The sequence below is a fragment of the Streptomyces sp. SS1-1 genome, from assembly GCF_008973465.1.
Lineage (GTDB): Bacteria > Actinomycetota > Actinomycetes > Streptomycetales > Streptomycetaceae > Streptomyces.
In genome coordinates this window covers 3,918,200-3,935,741 of record NZ_WBXN01000004.1, presented here as the reverse complement: position 1 = coordinate 3,935,741, position 17,542 = coordinate 3,918,200, and the positions used below count along the sequence as shown (strand labels likewise).

The following is a 17,542-nucleotide window of genomic DNA, read 5'->3' as shown; positions in this document are numbered from 1 at the left end:
GCGTAGTCGGCGCACCGACTGGTTAGGCTCGAAGACGTGAGCAGGCTCCAGGTCGTCAGCGGTAAGGGCGGGACCGGAAAGACCACGGTCGCCGCCGCACTCGCGCTCGCCCTCGCGACGGAGGGGAAGCGCGCGCTCCTCGTCGAGGTCGAGGGCAGGCAGGGCATCGCGCAGCTCTTCGAGACGCAGCCACTGCCCTACGAGGAGCGGAAGATCGCCGTCGCGCCCGGGGGCGGGGAGGTGTACGCCCTCGCCATCGACCCCGAACTGGCCCTTCTGGACTACCTCCAGATGTTCTACAAGATGGGCGGCGCCGGCCGGGCCCTGAAGAAGCTCGGCGCCATCGACTTCGCCACCACCATCGCGCCGGGCCTGCGGGACGTCCTCCTGACCGGCAAGGCCTGCGAGGCCGTCCGCCGCAAGGACAAGGCGGGCCGCTTCGTCTACGACCACGTGGTCATGGACGCGCCGCCCACCGGGCGCATCACGCGCTTCCTGAACGTGAACGACGAGGTGGCGGGCCTCGCCCGCATAGGGCCGATACACAATCAGGCGCAGGCCGTGATGCGGGTGCTGAAGTCGCCGGAGACGGCGGTGCACCTGGTGACGCTGCTGGAGGAGATGCCCGTCCAGGAGACGGCGGACGGTATCGCCGAGCTGCGGGCGGCGCGGCTGCCGGTGGGCCGGGTCATCGTGAACATGATGCGGCCCGAGGTGTTGGACACGACCGATCTGGAACTCGTCCGCAGCGTCCCGCGCGCCGCCGTGGCCAAGTCGCTGTCGGCGGCGGGGCTGGGCGGGGCGCGGCGCGGCGGGCTGGCCGAGCGGCTGGTCGATCCGCTGCTGGGGCAGGCCGCGGAGTACGCCGAGCGGCATGCCCTGGAGCGCGAGCAGCGCGCGGTCCTGGCCGACCTGGGCCTGCCCGTGCACGAACTGCCCCTGCTCGCGGAGGGCATGGATCTGGCGGGCCTGTACGCCCTCGCGCGCGAGCTGCGGGAACAGGACCTGTCATGGTGACCCGCCGCGCGTCGGAAGCTGGTCCACGGGCGTCTGTCCCGGAAGCAGAGGGGAACTCATGAGCGGCCCGAGGCAGAAGCCGGAACCGAGGCAGACGCACAGGACGAACCCGGAACAGACCCAGGATCCGGTCCGCCGCCCCCACCACCTCTCCGCATCCCGCGTGCTCGACCTCGACCCGCTGCTCGACGACCCGGCGACCCGGATCGTGGTGTGCTGCGGCTCGGGCGGCGTCGGCAAGACGACGACGGCGGCGGCGCTGGGCCTGCGGGCCGCCGAACGGGGCCGGAAGGTGGTCGTGCTGACCATCGACCCGGCCCGCCGGCTCGCCCAGTCCATGGGCATCGACTCGCTGGACAACACCCCGCGCCGCGTGAAGGGCGTCGAGGGCACCGGCGAGCTGCACGCCATGATGCTCGACATGAAGCGCACCTTCGACGAGATCGTCGAGGCGCACGCGGACCCGGAGCGCGCGGCCGCCATCCTGGGCAACCCCTTCTACCAGTCGCTCTCGGCGGGCTTCGCGGGCACGCAGGAGTACATGGCGATGGAGAAGCTGGGCCAGCTGCGGTCCAAGGACGAGTGGGACCTCATCGTCGTGGACACCCCGCCGTCCCGTTCGGCGCTGGACTTCCTGGACGCGCCCAAGCGGCTCGGGTCGTTCCTGGACGGCAAGCTGATCCGCGTCCTCCTCGCCCCGGCGAAGGTCGGCGGGCGCGCGGGCATGAAGTTCCTGAACGTCGGCATGTCGATGATGACCGGCGCCCTCGGCAAGCTCCTCGGCGGACCGCTGCTGAAGGACGTGCAGACGTTCGTGGCCGCGATGGACTCGATGTTCGGCGGCTTCCGCACGCGCGCGGACGCCACGTACAAGCTGCTCCAGGCGCCCGGCACGGCGTTCCTGGTGGTGGCCGCACCGGAGCGGGACGCGCTGCGGGAGGCCGCGTACTTCGTGGAGCGGCTGGCCGCCGAGGACATGCCGCTCGCCGGACTGGTGCTCAACCGGGTCCACGGCAGCGGCGCCGACCGTCTGTCGGCCGAGCGGGCGCTCGCCGCCGCGGAAAATCTTGAAGAGCCCCGCATTGTGGATCAGGAGGCCGGGAAAGCTGGTCTTCGTAACTCCCCCGACACGTACGACAGTTCAGACACGGCCGCTCCCGAGGCACCAGCTCCCGACGCAGGCTCCCCCGCCGCCACGGACATGGAGCGCATCGCGGCCACCGACCAGCCCGAGACCGACGATCCGCATGTGGAGCGGACCGTCGACCAACTCACGGCCGGCCTGCTGAGGCTGCACGCCGAACGTATGCAACTGCTCTCCCGCGAGCAGCGCACGCGCGACCGTTTCGCCGCGCTCCACCCCGAGGTGGCGGTGGCCGAAGTGGCCGCGCTGCCCGGTGACGTGCACGACCTGGCCGGGCTGCGGGACATCGGAAACCGGCTCGCGGCCAACCGGCCGGAGCTCCCGGACCCCGAGCCACCTGCCCAGGGGCCCGAAGCCTGACGCGTCCCGAAGCGGCCTGACGCGCCCTTGTGGGCGCGCCCGGACACGGCACGGCCCGCTGGGCCCCGTCCCTGTATCGGGGCCCGGTGACCGGCCGCGTCTCAGCCGACGACCGCTCTCAGCCGACGGCTGCTCTCAGCGGACAGCCGCTCTCAGCCGACGGCCGCGTAGTCCTCGTACACCTCGTCGTCGTCGAGGGGCAGCAGTCCCGCTCCCCGCTCGTACTCCGTGCGCGCCGTCTCCAGCAGTCGGCGCCACGAGGTCACGGTGGGCCGCCGGCGCAGCAGTGCGCGGCGCTCCCGCTCCGTCATGCCTCCCCACACACCGAACTCGACGCGGTTGTCGAGCGCGTCCGCCAGGCACTCCGTACGCACCGGGCAGCCGGTGCACACCGCCTTGGCCCTGTTCTGCGCTGCTCCCTGAACGAACAGTTCATCCGGATCGGTAGTGCGGCAGGCCGCCTGCGCACTCCAGTCGACTACCCAGCCCATACCGGCGCCGTCCTCTCCCGAATCGAGGCTCCCCCACGGCGGCAGCGGCATATTCACCGCCGCCAGTTGAGGACGTTACGGAAGGTGGGCACAGCGCAACACCCCCAGCGGGCCCAATCTTGAATGGTCCGAACGGACTATGGGTAAGCGGCAGATCACCCGGGGGAGTGAGCTGGCGACATGCGCGACCTTCCCGGCAAACCGGGACAGTTACCTTGCGCCACAACGGACGCCGGATGACACACGAGGCGGTTTCGGACACGCCCCCACCAGAAAAGTCGGGATCTCCGGAACGATTCGGGGTCGCCGGACGTATTGATACGTGGCCGCACCGCTGTGACAGTTGAGAGCAGCTTAGGCCAAGGCCTGTGCGCCTGTCCGGCGAATCGGGAGGCACCGTGGCCCGCGTCACCCCGCCATGCCATGACCTGGCACGGTCGGCCCTCGGTTCGCTCATGTCTACGGTTTAGGCTTCCCCCATGCCAAAGAAGCGCTCGGGCGGTGGTCTGTCGCCAACGCAGCAGGCCGCCAAGTTCCTCGGTGTCAGTGTGCTCGCCGGAGCCGTGCTGGCGGGCATCGCGCTGCCCGCCGTCGGCGCGCTGGGGCTCGCGGCGAAGGGGTCGGTCGAGAGCTTCGACGAACTCCCGGCCAACCTCAAGACGCCGCCGCTGAGCCAGCGGACCACGATCCTGGACGCCGAGGGCGGCATGATCGCCTCCGTCTACTCGCGCGACCGTACGGTGCTGGAGCTCAAGGACATCTCGCCGTACATGCAGAAGGCGATCGTCGCGATCGAGGACGCCCGCTTCTACCAGCACGGCGCGGTCGACCTGAAGGGCATCCTGCGCGCCCTCAACAAGAACGCGCAGAGCGGCGGCGTCTCCGAGGGCGCCTCGACGCTCACCCAGCAGTACGTGAAGAACGTCTTCGTGGAGGAGGCCGGCGACGACCCGACGAAGGTCGCGCAGGCCACCCAGCAGACCCTCGGCCGCAAGATCAAGGAGCTGAAGTACGCGATCCAGGTCGAGGAGGAGCTCGGCAAGAAGAAGATCCTCGAGAACTACCTGAACATCACGTTCTTCGGCCAGCAGGCGTACGGCGTCGAGGCCGCCGCCCAGCGCTACTTCTCGAAGTCCGCCAAGGACCTGAAGCTCCAGGACGCGGCGCTGCTCGCCGGCATCGTGCAGTCGCCCAGCCGGTACGACCCGATCAACGACGAGGCCGAGGCCACCAAGCGGCGCAATGTCGTCCTGCAGCGCATGGCCGACCTCGGTGACGTCTCGCAGGAGGAGGCCGACGCGGCCAAGAAGGCCCCGCTGGGCCTCAAGGTCCGCCGCCCGGAGAACGGCTGCATCACCGCCGTCAAGGGCGCCAGTTTCTTCTGCGAGTACGTCAAGCACGTCTTCCTCAACGACCCGGTCTTCGGGAAGAACCGCGAGGCGCGCGCCAAGATCTGGAACCGCGGCGGTCTGACGATCAAGACGACGATGGACCCGAAGTCCCAGAAGTCGGTCCAGTCCTCGCTCAAGCAGCACGTCTACAAGTCGGACAAGGTCGCCGCGGCGGCCACCCTGGTCGAGCCCGGCACCGGCAAGATCCTCGGCATGGGCCAGTCGAAGCCGTACGGCTCCGGCAAGAACCAGACCGAGCTGAACTACTCGGTTGACGCGGCGTACGGCGGTTCCAACTTCGGCTTCCCGACCGGTTCGACGTTCAAGCCGTTCGTGGCCGCGGCCGCCCTGGAGGAGGGCCGCCCGCCGACGCAGGAGTACTCCTCGCCGTACCAGATGCAGTACCCGAGCCCGGTCCAGACGTGCGACGACAAGCCGTGGACCAACCTGCGCGGCGAGAAGCTGGAGAACGAGAGCGAGTCGGAGCACGGCCCGTACCGCCTGCGCAAGGCGATGGAGCTGTCGGTCAACACCTACTTCGTGCAGATGATCGCCGACATCGGCCTGTGCCCGGTCGTCGACATGACGGACCACCTCCAGGTCCGCCAGGGCAACGGGGACAAGCTCCCCGAGCGGCCCGCCATCGCCCTCGGCTCGGTCGGCCTCTCCCCGCTGACCATGGCGAGCGCGTACGCCGCCTTCGCCTCCCGCGGCATGTACTGCACGCCGGTCGCCATCGAGGCCATCACGCAGAAGGTCGGCGACCAGCAGAAGTCGCTGGAGGTGCCGAAGTCGACGTGCTCGCGGGCGATGTCCGAGAAGACCGCCGACACGGTCAACAGCCTGCTGCAGGGCGTGGTCGACTCCGGTACCGGTAAGGAGGCCGGTCTCACGTCCCGGCAGAGCGCGGGCAAGACCGGTACGACGGACGAGCGCCGCAACGCCTGGTTCGTGGGCTACACCCCGAACCTCTCGGGCGCGGTCTGGGTCGGCAGCGCCACCCAGAAGGTCAAGATGCGCAACATCTACATCGGCGGCCAGTACCACGACCTGGTCTACGGCGGCCGGGTCCCGGGCCCGATCTGGCGCGACGCGATGTCGGGCGCGCTGGAGGGCAAGCCGGCCGAGCAGTTCCACACCGTGCACATCCCGGACGAGGACGAGGACCGGGAGCACGGCCGCGGGGACGACGACGGTGACGACGACCACGGGCGTGGCCACGACAACGGCAACGGCGACCGCTTCATCGGCGGCCTGGTCGGCGGAGCCAACGACGGCGGCAACGGCAACGGGGGCAACGGCGGCCCCGAGCCGGACCCGACCATCTCCCTCCCGGAGGGCTTCTGGCGCGGCCAGTCGAACGGGAACGGGACCGGGGGGCGCGGCTGACGCGCGGCGCGAGTGACGAACGAAGGGGCCCGGCACAGATGCCGGGCCCCTTCGCCGTACCTCGCCGTACCTGATGCGGCCCCGCCGCACCCCTCAGCCGGCGAGAAGCTTCTTCACCGCGGCGGCGACCCGGCCGCCCTCCGCCTGGCCCGCCACCTTCGGGTTCACGATCTTCATGACGGCACCCATGGCCCGCGGACCCTCGGCACCGGCGGCCTTGGCCTCCTCGACGGCCTGCGCCACGATCTGGTTCAGCTCGTCGTCGCTGAGCTGCTTCGGCAGGTACGCGGCGAGGACCTCGCCCTCCGCCTTCTCCCGCTCGGCCTGCTCCGCACGCCCACCCTGCGCGAACGCCTCGGCGGCCTCACGGCGCTTCTTCGCCTCGCGGGTGATCACCTTCTGCACCTCGTCGTCGGAGAGCTCGCGCTTGGTCTTGCCGGCGACCTCCTCCTTGGTGATCGCGGCGAGCGTCAGCCGGAGCGTCGAGGAGCGGAGCTCGTCGCGCTCCTTGATCGCGGCGTTGAGGTCTTCCTGCAGCTTCGACTTGAGCGTGGTCATGTGTCCGATTGTCGCAGGTGCGGGGGCCGGAACGCCCCTTGATTTCAAGGGAGCTGCGCCAGAAGGCCGTACCGGGTGCTGGCGTGGCCGGTCAGGGACCGCCGGGCGCGGGGCACTTCCGAGGTCTGACACCATGTTCGTATGCGCGCGCGATACGGAGTACCCCTTGGCATCACGGCGGTCGGCGCCGCCGGTCTGCTCTACTCGGCCGGTTTCGAGGCCCGTTCCTTCCGCCTGCGACGGGTGACGGTCCCCGTCCTCCCGGCCGGCATGCGCCCCCTGCGCGTGCTCCAGGTCTCCGACATCCACATGGTCGGCGGGCAGCGCAAGAAGCAGCGCTGGCTGCGCTCCCTGGCCGGGCTGCGCCCCGACTTCGTGATCAACACGGGCGACAACCTGTCCGACCCGGAGGGCGTGCCGGAGGTGCTGGACGCGCTGGGCCCGCTGATGGAGTTCCCCGGCGCGTACGTGTTCGGCTCCAACGACTACTACGGCCCAAAGCTGCGCAACCCCGCCCGCTACCTGCTGGAGAAGGCCCAGGGCCGGCACGGCCTGAACGGCAACGCGCCCGCGGTCGGCGCGATCCACAATCCGTGGGAGGACCTGCGGGAGGGCTTCGACACGGCGGGCTGGCTCAACCTGACGAACACGCGCGGGACGCTCAAGGTCGAGGGCGTGTCCGTGGAGCTGACGGGGCTCGACGACCCGCACATCAAGCGGGACCGCTACGAGCAGGTGGCCGGCGGCCCGTCCGGCGTGGCGGACTTCGCGATGGGCGTGGTGCACGCGCCGTACCTGCGCGTCCTGGACGCGTACACGGCCGACGGCTACCCGCTGATCCTGGCCGGCCACACGCACGGCGGCCAGCTGCGCGTCCCCCTCTACGGCGCCCTGGTCACCAACTGCGACCTGGACACGGACCGGGCGAGGGGCCTGTCCACGCACACGGCGGACGGCCACCGGTCCTACCTCCACGTCTCGGCGGGCTGCGGCACGAACCGCTACACCCCGTTCCGCTTCGCCTGCCCGCCGGAGGCGACGTTGCTGACGTTGGTGGGGCGGGAGTAGGGGGCGTGTCCGGGGGGACCGGGGGGCTTGGTGACGGGTGACCGGGTGCGGGCGACCTGGGCGCCCTGGCGACGGGTGACCGGGCGCCCGCGTGACGGGCCGGGCGACACGGGTGACCGGGTGACACGGGCGTAAAAATGTGGCCGTAACCCACCCGGCCCACCCACATCGCCCATTTCACCCACGCTCCCTAGCGTGAGGTGCATGAGCGCCCCGATACCCCCGATACCCAGGGACATCCCGGATCTGCCCGCGATACCGGGCGTGCCCATACTGATGCCGTCGCACGTCCCCGCGACGGCGGTGGCGACACCGGCGCCCCGCCGCCTGACGGCAGCGTTTCGCCTGCTCATCGCGACCCTTGCGGCGGTGGCGGTGATGATCGAACTGACCCTGGGCAGCCCCCTGCGTCTCCTGAGTCACTTCGCGATCCAGAGCAACATCCTCCTGGCCCTGGTCTTCGCCGCGTCGGCCCGCCTCGCCTGGACGGCCCGCCGCCCCCTCCCCTCGTCCCTGACCGGGGCGACCCTGCTCTACGCCCTGATCACGGGCCTGGTCTACCACCTGCTCCTGGCGAGCAGCGCGAGTCCTATCACCCCGCTGCCCGGCGTCCTCACGGGCGAGGCGACCGACCCGACGGGCTGGCACGCGCTGACGACCCAGATCCTGCACACGGTGACGCCCCTGGCGGCCCTGCTGGACTGGCTGCTCCTCACACCCCCACGCGACCTGCACCTGCGCCAGGCCGCGCCCTGGCTCCTCTACCCGGTGGCCTACCTGGCCTTCGTCCTCTTCAGAGGCGAGTTCCTGACCCCCGCCGAGCCGACCCGCTACCTCTACCCCTTCCTCGACGTCTCCAGCCACGGCCTCAAGACCGTCCTGGGCAACGCGCTGCTCCTGGGCCTGGCGATGTACGCCCTGGCCCTCCTCCTGGTCGCCCTGGACCACGTCCGCCCGAACCCGCTGCGCGGCCGCGTCCACCACCGCTCACAAACCGGATTTCGTCTCCAGCCACCGGTGGGCTAAAGTAAACGACGTCGCCGCGACAAGCAGCGACATCGGGGTGTAGCGCAGCTTGGCAGCGCGCTTCGTTCGGGACGAAGAGGTCGTGGGTTCAAATCCCGCCACCCCGACGCTGGTCAGAGGGCCTGGTGTGCAAGTGGCACCAGGCCCTCTGTCATGCCCGGGGGCCAAACAGAGGGCCGGACGAAGTTGATCAGGCTACCGCGCCGCCCTCTTTTTGGCCTGCCGCGGTCGCCCCAGCGCATGCCGGTGTGCCCCTCGCACGCATGCGACTGGCTGCAGGAAGAGCACGGCCCCATCACCGAGGACGAGTACGCGGCAGCGCTCGCAGAGCTGGACGAACTCGACGCCGAACACCAGCTGCGTCGAACCGCCGGAAAGCGCGACGCCGGAGAGGCTGCGTGAGGAAGCGAGCCGGAGAGCAGGGGCAGCGGCCCCTCCGCGTCTTCGTCCTGGGCTGTGAAGCTCTGTCCCTTGCGGTACGCGGCGACCGGAGGATGATCGCCTGGCTCGACCTCGCGGCACGCGGGGAGGCCGACGTGGTGACGTCCCCGCCCTGGTCGAGGCGTACGACGGCAGCACGACCGAGCAGCGCTGGGACTGGGTGCTGTCCCGGCTCCAGGTCGTCGACATCGGTAAGGACGAGGCCCGCCAGGCACGTCGACTTCTGGCCGACGCCAAGTCGCACGGCCACAAGCACGCGGTCGATGCCGTGCTCGCCGTCATCGCGCGACAGCGGAGGGGGCGGGTCACCGTCTTCACCTCGGACGTCGACGACCTGGAGAAGCTGGTCCCGGACACGATCGTCGTCAGGAAGGTGTGACCCGACCCGCGCCTCTCCAGCGCCCACTCGGGGCGAAGAGGTTCTGGGTGCCGTCAGTCGTCCAGGCGGACCGGCATCAGGATCGACAACGTGGCCTCGTCGTCGGGGCGGCGGATCGCGATCGGTGTCGTGGGGGCTCCGAGCTCCAGGAGCAGGTGGTCCCGGGCTCCGGCGGTCAGGGCGTTCTGGAGGAACTCGCGGTTGACCGCGATGCGGTTCGGGTCGTCGTCGTTGTCCGTGCAGAGGGTCACCGTGCCGTCGTCCGCGACTTTGAGCACGCTGAGGTCGGGTCCTCCCGCCTCGGCGGTGTGGACGGGGCCGGTGGCCAGGGCCTTCTGGAAGGGCGCCACCTCGACGTGGGCCCGGCGTCCGCCGGGGGCCGGCAGGAGGCGGCGGTAGTCGGGGAAGTCGTGGTCGAGGCACTGACCGGCTGCCTGCCTGTCGCCGGTCTCCAAGGTCACGCGGTCGCCGTCGACGTGGAGTCGTACGGGTTCCTCGCCGTTCGACAGCGCCCTCATCGCGTCGACGAGCGGGGACGGCACGATGACCTGCACTCGGCTCCCGTCGTGGCCGGCGGCACCTGCCCGCGCGACGGCCATGCGGTATCGGTCGGTGGCCACGACGTGGAGGCTCTCGCCCTCGATGTCGAACAGGACTCCGCCGAGCATGGGCAGTTCGGGGTCGGTGCTCGCCGCGAAGCGGACCGCGTCCAGCGCGGCGGCCAGTTCAGGCGCGGCGATGGACAGCTCGGCGGCGGCGGTGCGGAGCGACGTCATGTTGTTCTCCCTGTCATCGAGTAGTGCTGCGAGTGGGGAGAACTCGCTGCGGGCATCGGACAGCCCTTGTTCGAGGCGGCGCAGGTGTGCCTTGAGCAGCTCGCGGACCAGGTCGGTGTCCGCTCCGGACCAGCTGGCCAGTACCAGCCGGATGTCCGCCAGCGGCATCCCGGCCCGGCGCAGACGGGCCAGCACCCGGGCCTCCTCGAGCTGCTCGGGTTCGTACCAGCGGTATCCGCTCACCGGATCCACCCACGCCGGGACCAGCACACCGGCGCGGTCGTAGAACCGCAGGGCACTCGCGCCCAAGCCGCTGTCGCGGGCCATCTCGCCGATGCTGCGCATGTCGTTCTCCACACCCGGCACTCTGCGCCCTTCACCAGGTCGAGGGTCAATCCGTCTCCAGGCCCGCGATGGTCGCGCGCACCAGGCCGATGGAGGCCAGAACGTCGGGAGCGTCCGTGCGGTTACTTGAGATCGAGCCTGTGAACCGGTTGGCCGGTCGTGCGGGCGATTGTTTCGAAGTCCCGGTCGTGGTGCAGGAGCGTGAGGCCCGCTTCCTCCGCGGCCGCGGCCAGCAAAAGGTCGACGGGTCCGGCGCTTCGATGTTCTCCCTTGGCCGTCAGTTCGCGTTGGACGACGCGGGCACGCCGGTAGACGCCGTCGGGCATGGGGCACCAGGCGAACTGGTTCAGGCGTTCCTGGAGAGCTGCACGGTCTTTCGCGGAACGTGCGGAGTAGAGCAGTTCCAGCTCCGTGAGATCGCACAGGGCGATCAGGCCGGCGGCGATCCGCTGCTCCCATTCCTCCGTCGCCTGGCGCAGCAGGACGCGTGCCAGAGCCGACGTGTCGATCAGATAGTCGGCAACGCTCACCGCGCGGAACCGCCCCGGTAGTTGCGCTTGTCCAGGAGGAGCTCGACGTCGAGGGCACCCTCGTCCGCAAGGTCCTGCAGTTCGTGGAGGGCGCGCAGGCGGCGATTGCGGGCCACGATCTCGCGTAGCGCGGTGTTGATGGTGTCCCGCTTGGTGGAGGTGCCGAGCTCCTTCGCGGCGGCCTCCAAGGCGTCGTCGTCCAGGTCGATGACGGTTCTGCTCATGGACGCACCTCCGTATACATGAATGCGTATATCAATATACATGATCCAATGTATCTCGCGGCGGGCGCACGCAGATGATCAGTTCGGCCGCAAGGGGCCCGGGGATTCCCCGCTGGTCAGCGTCCTGCGCAGAGGTGTCTCCAGGAGCGCCTGGCACACGCGCCGGACCGGTGGGGTGCACAGGGTCGTCGTGATGGCTGTCGTCAGCAGCGTCAGGATTGCCACGCCCGTCGGGGAGTGGAGCCAGGGCGACTCGTACCAGCCCTCGTGTTCCGCCGTCTGGGCCAGGAAGCCGTGGAGGAGGTACGCGTACAGGGTTCCGGTGCCCAGGGGCGTGCACCATGTCCGGCCGCGGGGGACGCAGGACAGGAAGCAGGCCGCCAGGGTCGCCGAGCAGGCGAACGTGGCCAGGGTCATCAGTGGGCCCGTCCACGCCGGGACGCCCAGGTCCGTCGCGGCGCTGTTGTGGAAGAACCACGCGTAGTCCAGGTGCGGCACCGCCCAGTAGGAGAGGGCCAGGGCTGCGATCAGGAGCGGGGCGGCGAGGGTGCGCGGGGGGCGGTGGCCGTCGTCCAGCGTCAGGCCAAGCACGAAGTACGGCAGGAACTGCAGGACCCGTTGCAGGTCCAGGTCGTCGCCCAGGGACGGGGTGAGCGTCGCCAGTGCCGCGATGGTCAGGGCCCAGGGCAGGGGGTGGCGTACCAGGCGCCAGGCCGGTGATGTCAGGCGCCAGATGAACAGGGCCGCCAGGTACCAGGTCAGGTAGAGGGGGTCGAGCAGGGTGATCGGGCGGTCGGGGTCCTCGCTGCTCCAGCGGGTGAACAGGCTGTACGCCGTCTCGAAGACGACGTACGGGACGACCACACCCGTGAGGAGGCGGGCCAGTTGACCCGGGGTGGCCTCGAAGTGGCGTGACAGGCGGCCCGAGATGATCGCGAACACCGGCATGTGGAAGGCGTACACGAGGGTGTAGAGCGCGGTGACCGCTCTGCTGCCCTCGCGCAGGGGTTCCCAGGCGTGGCCCACGGCGACCAGGAGGATGCCGAGGTACTTCGCGTTGTCCAGGAAAGGGTCGCGGGGGGCGGGCGTACGGGAGGGGTCGCGGGGGGCGGGGGTTCGTCCGAGGCCCGCTGGTCTGCGGCCCCGCCGTCGTTCCGTCGCGTCGGCGGTGGGCTGTCGTGCCGGTGCGTCCCCTGTGCGCGGCGCCACCGGTGCGGCTTCGGTGCGGAGCATCGCCTGCACCCTAATCACACGGACCCGGCCGGTTTCAACCCGTGCTCCCGGCGTCCCGGGCAGGCCCGACCTATTCTTCTACGCGCTTGTAGAGGCACAACGCAGGTACGACGTGAAGGAGTGGACGCCACGATGGTGTTCAAGCGACTGCTCGGCTCGCTCGGGGTCGGAGGCCCCACGGTGGACACGGTGCTCGATCCGCGTCCGGCCCTCCCCGGCGGCACGCTCGACGGTCAGGTCCATCTCAAGGGCGGGACCGCCGACTTCGACATCGAGCACATCACGCTGGAGCTGGTCGCCCGCGTCGAGGCCGAGCACGCGGAGGGCGAGAGCGAGGGCGTCGTCACCTTCGAGCGGTTCACCGTGGGCGGCGGGTTCCGGCTGGCCGCGGGCGAGGAGCGGACGGTGCCGTTCGGTGTCGTACTGCCCTGGGAGACGCCGGTCACCGAGCTGCACGGCCAGCCCCTCGGCGTCCTCCTGGGCGTGCGCACCGAGCTGTCGGTCGCCGGTGCGAAGGACAAGGGCGACCTGGACCCGCTGACCATCGCGCCCCTGCCGGTGCAGGAGGCCGTCCTGGAGGCGTTCGGGCAGCTCGGGTTCGGCTTCCGGTCGGCCGACCTGGAGTACGGGCACATCGGCGGCACCGGACAGCAACTCCCCTTCTACCAGGAGATCGAGCTGACCCCGGCGCCGCAGTACGCGCACCAGATGAACGAGATCGAGGTGACGTTCCTCGCCGGGCCGGCCGGTGTGGAGGTGGTCCTGGAGGCAGACAAGCGCGGGGGGCTGTTCGCGGACGGCCATGACGCGCTCACCCATGTCACCGTCGGGCACCACGACGTCCGGGACTGGAACGCGGAAGTCGAGGGCTGGGTAAGGCGGTTGATCGAGCACCGGGCCTCGTACGGGGGCGGGCACGGGCACGACGCGTACCACGGGCATGACGCGTACCACGGGCAGCACGCCCCTCAGGCGCACGGGCACCACTCCGGCCCCGGGGTCGGGACCGCCATCGCCGCCGGGGCCGCCGGGCTCGCGGTCGGGGTGGCCGGCGGTCTGGTCGCCGCCGAAGTCGTCGACGAGGTCGGCGACTTCTTCGAGGGCGACGACGAGGAGGGGGAGGATGAGGACTGACCGCCGTGCCCGGTACGACCGCCATACCCGGTACGACCGCCATACCCGGCACAACCGCCCTATCCAGTACGGCACCTGGTAGTTTCTACATCGCTGTAGAGATCGCTGTGAAGACAGCTGTGGGAACGAGCGACTGAGGAGTCCGCATGGCCCTGTGGGACCGCATCAAGGAGTCCGCATCGACGATGCAGACCCAGCTGGTGGCGAAGAAGAACGACCTCAAGAGCGGCGCCTTCCGCGACGCGAGCATGGCCATGTGCGCGCTCGTCGCCGCGGCCGACGGCACCGTCGACCCGTCCGAGCGGCAGCGGGTCGCCCAGCTCATCGCCGGCAACGAGGTGCTGCAGAACTTCCCCGCCGACGATCTGCGCCGCCGCTTCGAGGAGAACCTGAACCGCCTCACCACCGACTTCGACTTCGGCAAGGTGAGCGTGATGCAGGAGATCGCCAAGGCGAAGAAGAAGCCCGCCGAGGCGCGTGCCGTCATCCAGATCGGCATCGTCATCGGCGGCGCCGACGGGAACTTCGACAAGGACGAGCAGAACGTGGTCCGGGAGGCGTGCTACGCCCTCGGCCTGCCGCCGCACGAGTTCGACCTCTGACCGGCAGGAACGCGGAGAAGCAGTCGGCGCCGGGCGCCCCGTGACCGCACGGGGCGCCCGGCGCATCCGCGTACATATACGTCTACGTGTCCGTGTCCGCGTCCGTGTCCGTGTCCGCCGTCAGCGGATGCGTTCCACGTCCAGATCGTCGCCCACCACCAGGGTGATCACGCCCGCGCCCCCGTCGGCCGCGCGCGGCGCCGGTGCGCCCGGGACGTGCGCGGCCAGCGCCTTCGCCTGCTGCTCCTGGCCCGCCGGGTAGGTGATCTCCGACTTGGCGGACGGCTGCGGCGCGTTGCCCGTCCCCGTGACCGTCAGGCCCGCCTCGCGCAACTTGCCGGCGACCGTGTTCGCCAGGCCCGGGGTCGAGGTGCCGTTGAGGACCTGGACCTTCACCGAGGAGGCGTACAGCGGGACCTTCGTCTGTTCCTTCAGACGGTCGCCGTCGATCTCCTTGTCCTTGGCCAGGGCGGCGAACAGGTCGGTGGCGTGCGGATACTGCCAGGCGACGTTGGCCTTGTCGGTGGGGACGTCGGCCTCGCGCGGGTAGTTGGGGACCGTGACGAAGGTGAGCCGGTCGCTGGGGATGCCCTGGAGCTCGGACGCGAGCGAGTACAGGGGCTTGATTCCGGCCATATCGGGGTCGGTGGTCAGGGACTTGGTGGCGGACTTCAGGAAACCGTAGAGCGAGGTGGGGCTCGTGAGCCGGTCCTGTGCCTTCTCCACGAGGGCGTTCATGAACTCCTGCTGGCGCCCGATGCGCCCGATGTCGGAGCCGTTGCCGACGCCATAGCGGACGCGGACGTACCCGAGGGCCTCCTCGCCGGCGACGGTCTGGCAGCCGGCCTCCATGTCCAGGCGGGCCTTCTTGGAGTGGATGGCCTCCTCGGGGCACACCTCGATGCCGTCGAGGGCGTCCACCATGCCCTTGAAGCCCTGGAAGTCGACGGACATGAAGTGGTCGATGCGCAGGCCCGTCCGTGCCTCGATGGTCTTGATGGAGCAGGCGGCGGCCCCGGAGACCTCGCCGCTCGAACCGCCCAGCGCGAACGCCTCGTTGATCTTGGCGTGGTGGGGGCTGGACGTTCTGCCCTTCCCCATGTCGCAGGCCGGTATCTCCACCCAGGAGTCCCGGGGGAACGACACGACCGTGGCCCACTTCCGGTTCGCCGGCACATGGAGCACCATCAGCGTGTCGGACTGCATCGTCGTCAGGTCCTTGCCGTACTTGGCGTTCGCGCCGTCACGGCTGTCGGAACCGACGACCAGGATGTTCTTCGAGCCCGGGCTGAGCTTCTCGGGGCGGTCTCCGCCGATCTTGTCGTCCACGTCGGCGGAGCTGATGCTGCCGTCGAGGTCCTGGTAGACCCAGGCGCCGACGCCGGCCACCCCGAGCACGACCGCCGAGGTGACGCCGACGGTCCAGGCCACTATCCGGCCCCTCCGCGTCAGCCGGGTCCTGCGCGCACCGGACGACGCCATGCGCCGCCTCCCCGTTCCGCTCACCGCTTCCCTCCCCCATGGGTCCGTCGAACCCTACATGGATACGGACATACGACGACCGGACCGGCCGTGGGTCCCACGGACCGGCCGTGGGTCCCCCCTGTCACAGACGTCGATCCGCGCCGCTTCCGTTGCACGGAGGACGGAAACAGCTCAACGCCCCTGGTGGCGGGGGGAGTCAGAGCGGGGTCGCCGCGTGCAGGATCAGGACCATGGTCACCGCGGCGTTCGCGGACGACATCGCGGAGACGGCCGTCCCGGCGGCCGCGCACCACACGGCGAGGCCCACCGCCGTGAACAGCGACGGCCAGCGGCGTACGACGGGTTCCGGGCCGAGCAGGGCGGCGACCCGGCGGGGCACCGGCCCGGGGGCCGCCAGGCCGGCCAGGGTGGGCACCGGGGTGCCCCGGGACACCAGCGCGGCCTTGCCGATGGCGTGCGCCACGGTCCGGCGGCTGCCGATGTGCCGCGCGGCCTCCTCGTCCGCCCAGCGCTCCGCGGTGTACGCCACCGCCGTGCGCAGCGGGCGCAGGAACGGGTTGGCGCGGGCGGCCAGTTGGACGGTGAGCAGGAACCGGTGGTGCCCGCCGGCCAGATGGGCCCGCTCGTGCGCGAACAGCGCCCGGCGTTCGGCGGGCCGCAGCCGCTCCAGCAGGCCCGTGGTCACCACCACGCGGTCCCGCCGGCCGCCGGGCAGGGCGTAGGCGTACGGCGTCGCGTCGCGGAGGACGGCCACGGCGGTGTCCGGGAGTCCGGTCAGGGCGCGGTGGGCCCGGCCGCGTACCCGGGCGTGCCGCCGGAGCGTCCGGGCGCAGGCCGCGACCACGGCGCACAGCGCGGGGATCGCCGCCTTGCCGGCGATCTCGTCGTAGGGGACGGCGTCCCGCACCTCGGGGTCGGACCAGCCGTCGGGCAGCGGATTGCCGGGCAGTTGGGCGGTGCCCACGACCATCACCAGGGCCAGGCACAGGGTGCTGCAGGCCGCCATCACCGCGGCGACCGCGGTGAGCAGCCGGGTCGCGGTGCGGGGGTGCAGGTGCTGCTCGGCGAGCCGGGCGATCGGCCAGGCCGTGAGCGGCAGGACGAGCGGCAGAAAGACGAAGACCCCCATGAGGCGTCAGTCTTCCCCTTCGCTGTGGGTCCGACCCGTGTGTCCGGCGCGGCCGAGCAGGTCGCGCAGCAGCCGTTCGTCGTCGGGGCCGAGACCGGTGACGAAGCTGGCGAGGACCGCCTCCCGGTCGCTCTCGGCGTCGAGGACCCGGCGCATCCGGTGCGCGGCGAGACCTGCCTGGTCGGAGGCCGGGGTCCAGGCGAAGGAGCGGCCCGAGCGCTCCCGGGTGACGGCGCCCTTGGCGAGCAGCCGGGTCAGGATGGTGATGACGGTCGTGTAGGCGAGGCCGCCGCCGAGGCGTTCCTGCACCCAGCCGGCCGTCGCCGGTCCGTCCGCCTCGCCGAGCGCCGACAGGACCAGTGCCTCCAGTTCGCCCTGGCCCCGGCGCCGGGCGCCTTGTCCTCGTTCCGCCATGCCCTGTTTCCCTCCCGACGGCCCGCGCGTCACGTCGGCCCTCTACAACGGTCCGCCGTAAGGAAAGCAGAGACGGTCTCCCCCCCGCTATCTACACTGCTGTAGATTTCAGCCGGTACGGCCCGCCGTCACGGCCGGCCGCCGGTCACCAGGAGGAGCGGACCTCATGTTCGGACTGAGCGAGATCGCGATCATCCTCATCGTCGTCATAGCCGTCCTCTGCGCGAAGAAGCTTCCTGAGCTGGTCCGTTCGGCGGGCAAGTCGGCGCGCATCCTGAAGGCCGAGGCCAAGGCGATGAAGGACGAGGGCGAGCAGCCGGCGCCCCGGGTGATCCAGGGCGAGACGGTCACGCCGCGCGCGGACGAGCCGAGGGCATGAGGAGGCCCCGGCCGGTCGCCGGGGCCC

18 protein-coding genes and 1 tRNA gene are annotated in these 17,542 nt (G+C 70.7%); 10 read left to right on the top strand and 9 right to left on the bottom strand.

Annotation, left to right across the window (positions count from 1 at the left end; all coding sequences use genetic code 11):
• The first annotated feature begins 36 nt into the window (after positions 1–36).
• Both F8R89_RS19410 and F8R89_RS19405 read left to right on the top strand, forming a co-directional pair.
• Positions 37–1,017, top strand: a complete 981-nt coding sequence (locus tag F8R89_RS19410) for an ArsA family ATPase (protein WP_151785153.1) — start codon at positions 37–39, stop codon at positions 1,015–1,017.
• 58 nt (positions 1,018–1,075) lie between these two features.
• Positions 1,076–2,521, top strand: a complete 1,446-nt coding sequence (locus tag F8R89_RS19405) for an ArsA family ATPase (protein ID WP_225994439.1) — start codon at positions 1,076–1,078, stop codon at positions 2,519–2,521.
• 152 nt (positions 2,522–2,673) lie between these two features.
• Here the strand turns inward: F8R89_RS19405 and wblA are convergent, their stop codons facing one another.
• The gene (wblA, locus tag F8R89_RS19400; RefSeq protein ID WP_055625082.1) at positions 2,674–3,012 is read right to left on the bottom strand and encodes a transcriptional regulator WblA; all 339 of its coding nucleotides are present in this window, start codon (positions 3,010–3,012) and stop codon (positions 2,674–2,676) included.
• Between the two features lie 479 nt (positions 3,013–3,491).
• On the opposite strand from wblA, the gene F8R89_RS19390 reads away from it, so the two are divergent.
• A complete protein-coding gene (locus F8R89_RS19390) occupies positions 3,492–5,792 on the top strand; it encodes a transglycosylase domain-containing protein (protein ID WP_151785152.1) in 2,301 nt (766 codons plus the stop codon).
• A 93-nt stretch (positions 5,793–5,885) separates the two neighbouring features.
• Here the strand turns inward: F8R89_RS19390 and F8R89_RS19385 are convergent, their stop codons facing one another.
• Positions 5,886–6,350 carry a GatB/YqeY domain-containing protein gene (locus F8R89_RS19385; RefSeq protein ID WP_055625084.1) on the bottom strand — a complete coding sequence of 155 codons (465 nt, stop codon included), beginning with the start codon at positions 6,348–6,350 and terminating at the stop codon, positions 5,886–5,888.
• 141 nt (positions 6,351–6,491) lie between these two features.
• Here F8R89_RS19385 and F8R89_RS19380 point away from each other — a divergent pair, with 141 nt between their 5' ends.
• From F8R89_RS19380 to F8R89_RS36805, 4 genes are all read left to right on the top strand, one after another.
• Positions 6,492–7,418: a metallophosphoesterase gene (locus F8R89_RS19380; protein WP_151785151.1), complete on the top strand. Its 927-nt coding sequence runs from the start codon at positions 6,492–6,494 to the stop codon at positions 7,416–7,418.
• 204 nt (positions 7,419–7,622) lie between these two features.
• Positions 7,623–8,444, top strand: a complete 822-nt coding sequence (locus F8R89_RS19375) for a Pr6Pr family membrane protein (protein ID WP_151785150.1) — start codon at positions 7,623–7,625, stop codon at positions 8,442–8,444.
• A gap of 33 nt (positions 8,445–8,477) precedes the next feature.
• Positions 8,478–8,551: transfer RNA gene (locus F8R89_RS19370), tRNA-Pro, on the top strand.
• 494 nt (positions 8,552–9,045) lie between these two features.
• Positions 9,046–9,264, top strand: coding sequence for a hypothetical protein (locus tag F8R89_RS36805; RefSeq protein ID WP_225994438.1), 219 nt, complete (start codon positions 9,046–9,048; stop codon positions 9,262–9,264).
• A 53-nt stretch (positions 9,265–9,317) separates the two neighbouring features.
• On the opposite strand, the gene F8R89_RS19360 is transcribed toward F8R89_RS36805, so the two are convergent.
• The 4 genes from F8R89_RS19360 to F8R89_RS19345 form a co-directional block, all read right to left on the bottom strand.
• Complete coding sequence (locus F8R89_RS19360) at positions 9,318–10,385, bottom strand: MerR family transcriptional regulator (RefSeq protein WP_151785149.1); 1,068 nt, start codon at positions 10,383–10,385, stop codon at positions 9,318–9,320.
• A gap of 122 nt (positions 10,386–10,507) precedes the next feature.
• A complete protein-coding gene (locus F8R89_RS19355; RefSeq protein ID WP_151785148.1) occupies positions 10,508–10,915 on the bottom strand; it encodes a PIN domain nuclease in 408 nt (135 codons plus the stop codon).
• Entirely contained in the window at positions 10,912–11,139 is a 228-nt protein-coding gene (locus F8R89_RS19350; protein WP_151785147.1) for a type II toxin-antitoxin system VapB family antitoxin, read from the bottom strand. Before F8R89_RS19350 ends, F8R89_RS19355 begins: the two co-directional genes overlap by 4 nt.
• A 78-nt stretch (positions 11,140–11,217) precedes the next feature.
• A complete protein-coding gene (locus tag F8R89_RS19345) occupies positions 11,218–12,372 on the bottom strand; it encodes an acyltransferase family protein (protein ID WP_151785146.1) in 1,155 nt (384 codons plus the stop codon).
• Between the two features lie 132 nt (positions 12,373–12,504).
• On the opposite strand from F8R89_RS19345, the gene F8R89_RS19340 reads away from it, so the two are divergent.
• Positions 12,505–13,506, top strand: a complete 1,002-nt coding sequence (locus tag F8R89_RS19340) for a sporulation protein (protein ID WP_192806173.1) — start codon at positions 12,505–12,507, stop codon at positions 13,504–13,506.
• 146 nt (positions 13,507–13,652) lie between these two features.
• The gene (locus F8R89_RS19335; RefSeq protein WP_151785144.1) at positions 13,653–14,108 is read left to right on the top strand and encodes a tellurite resistance TerB family protein; all 456 of its coding nucleotides are present in this window, start codon (positions 13,653–13,655) and stop codon (positions 14,106–14,108) included.
• A 120-nt stretch (positions 14,109–14,228) separates the two neighbouring features.
• Here the strand turns inward: F8R89_RS19335 and F8R89_RS19330 are convergent, their stop codons facing one another.
• From F8R89_RS19330 to F8R89_RS19320, 3 genes are all read right to left on the bottom strand, one after another.
• Entirely contained in the window at positions 14,229–15,590 is a 1,362-nt protein-coding gene (locus tag F8R89_RS19330; RefSeq protein WP_192806172.1) for an LCP family protein, read from the bottom strand.
• A gap of 199 nt (positions 15,591–15,789) precedes the next feature.
• On the bottom strand, positions 15,790–16,722 hold the full coding sequence (locus F8R89_RS19325; protein WP_151785143.1) for a M56 family metallopeptidase: 933 nt from the start codon (positions 16,720–16,722) through the stop codon (positions 15,790–15,792).
• A gap of 6 nt (positions 16,723–16,728) precedes the next feature.
• Positions 16,729–17,136, bottom strand: a complete 408-nt coding sequence (locus tag F8R89_RS19320; protein WP_151785142.1) for a BlaI/MecI/CopY family transcriptional regulator — start codon at positions 17,134–17,136, stop codon at positions 16,729–16,731.
• Between the two features lie 166 nt (positions 17,137–17,302).
• Between F8R89_RS19320 and F8R89_RS19315 the strand changes: the two genes are divergently transcribed.
• Positions 17,303–17,515, top strand: coding sequence for a twin-arginine translocase TatA/TatE family subunit (locus tag F8R89_RS19315; protein ID WP_151785141.1), 213 nt, complete (start codon positions 17,303–17,305; stop codon positions 17,513–17,515).
• Positions 17,516–17,542 lie beyond the last annotated feature (27 nt).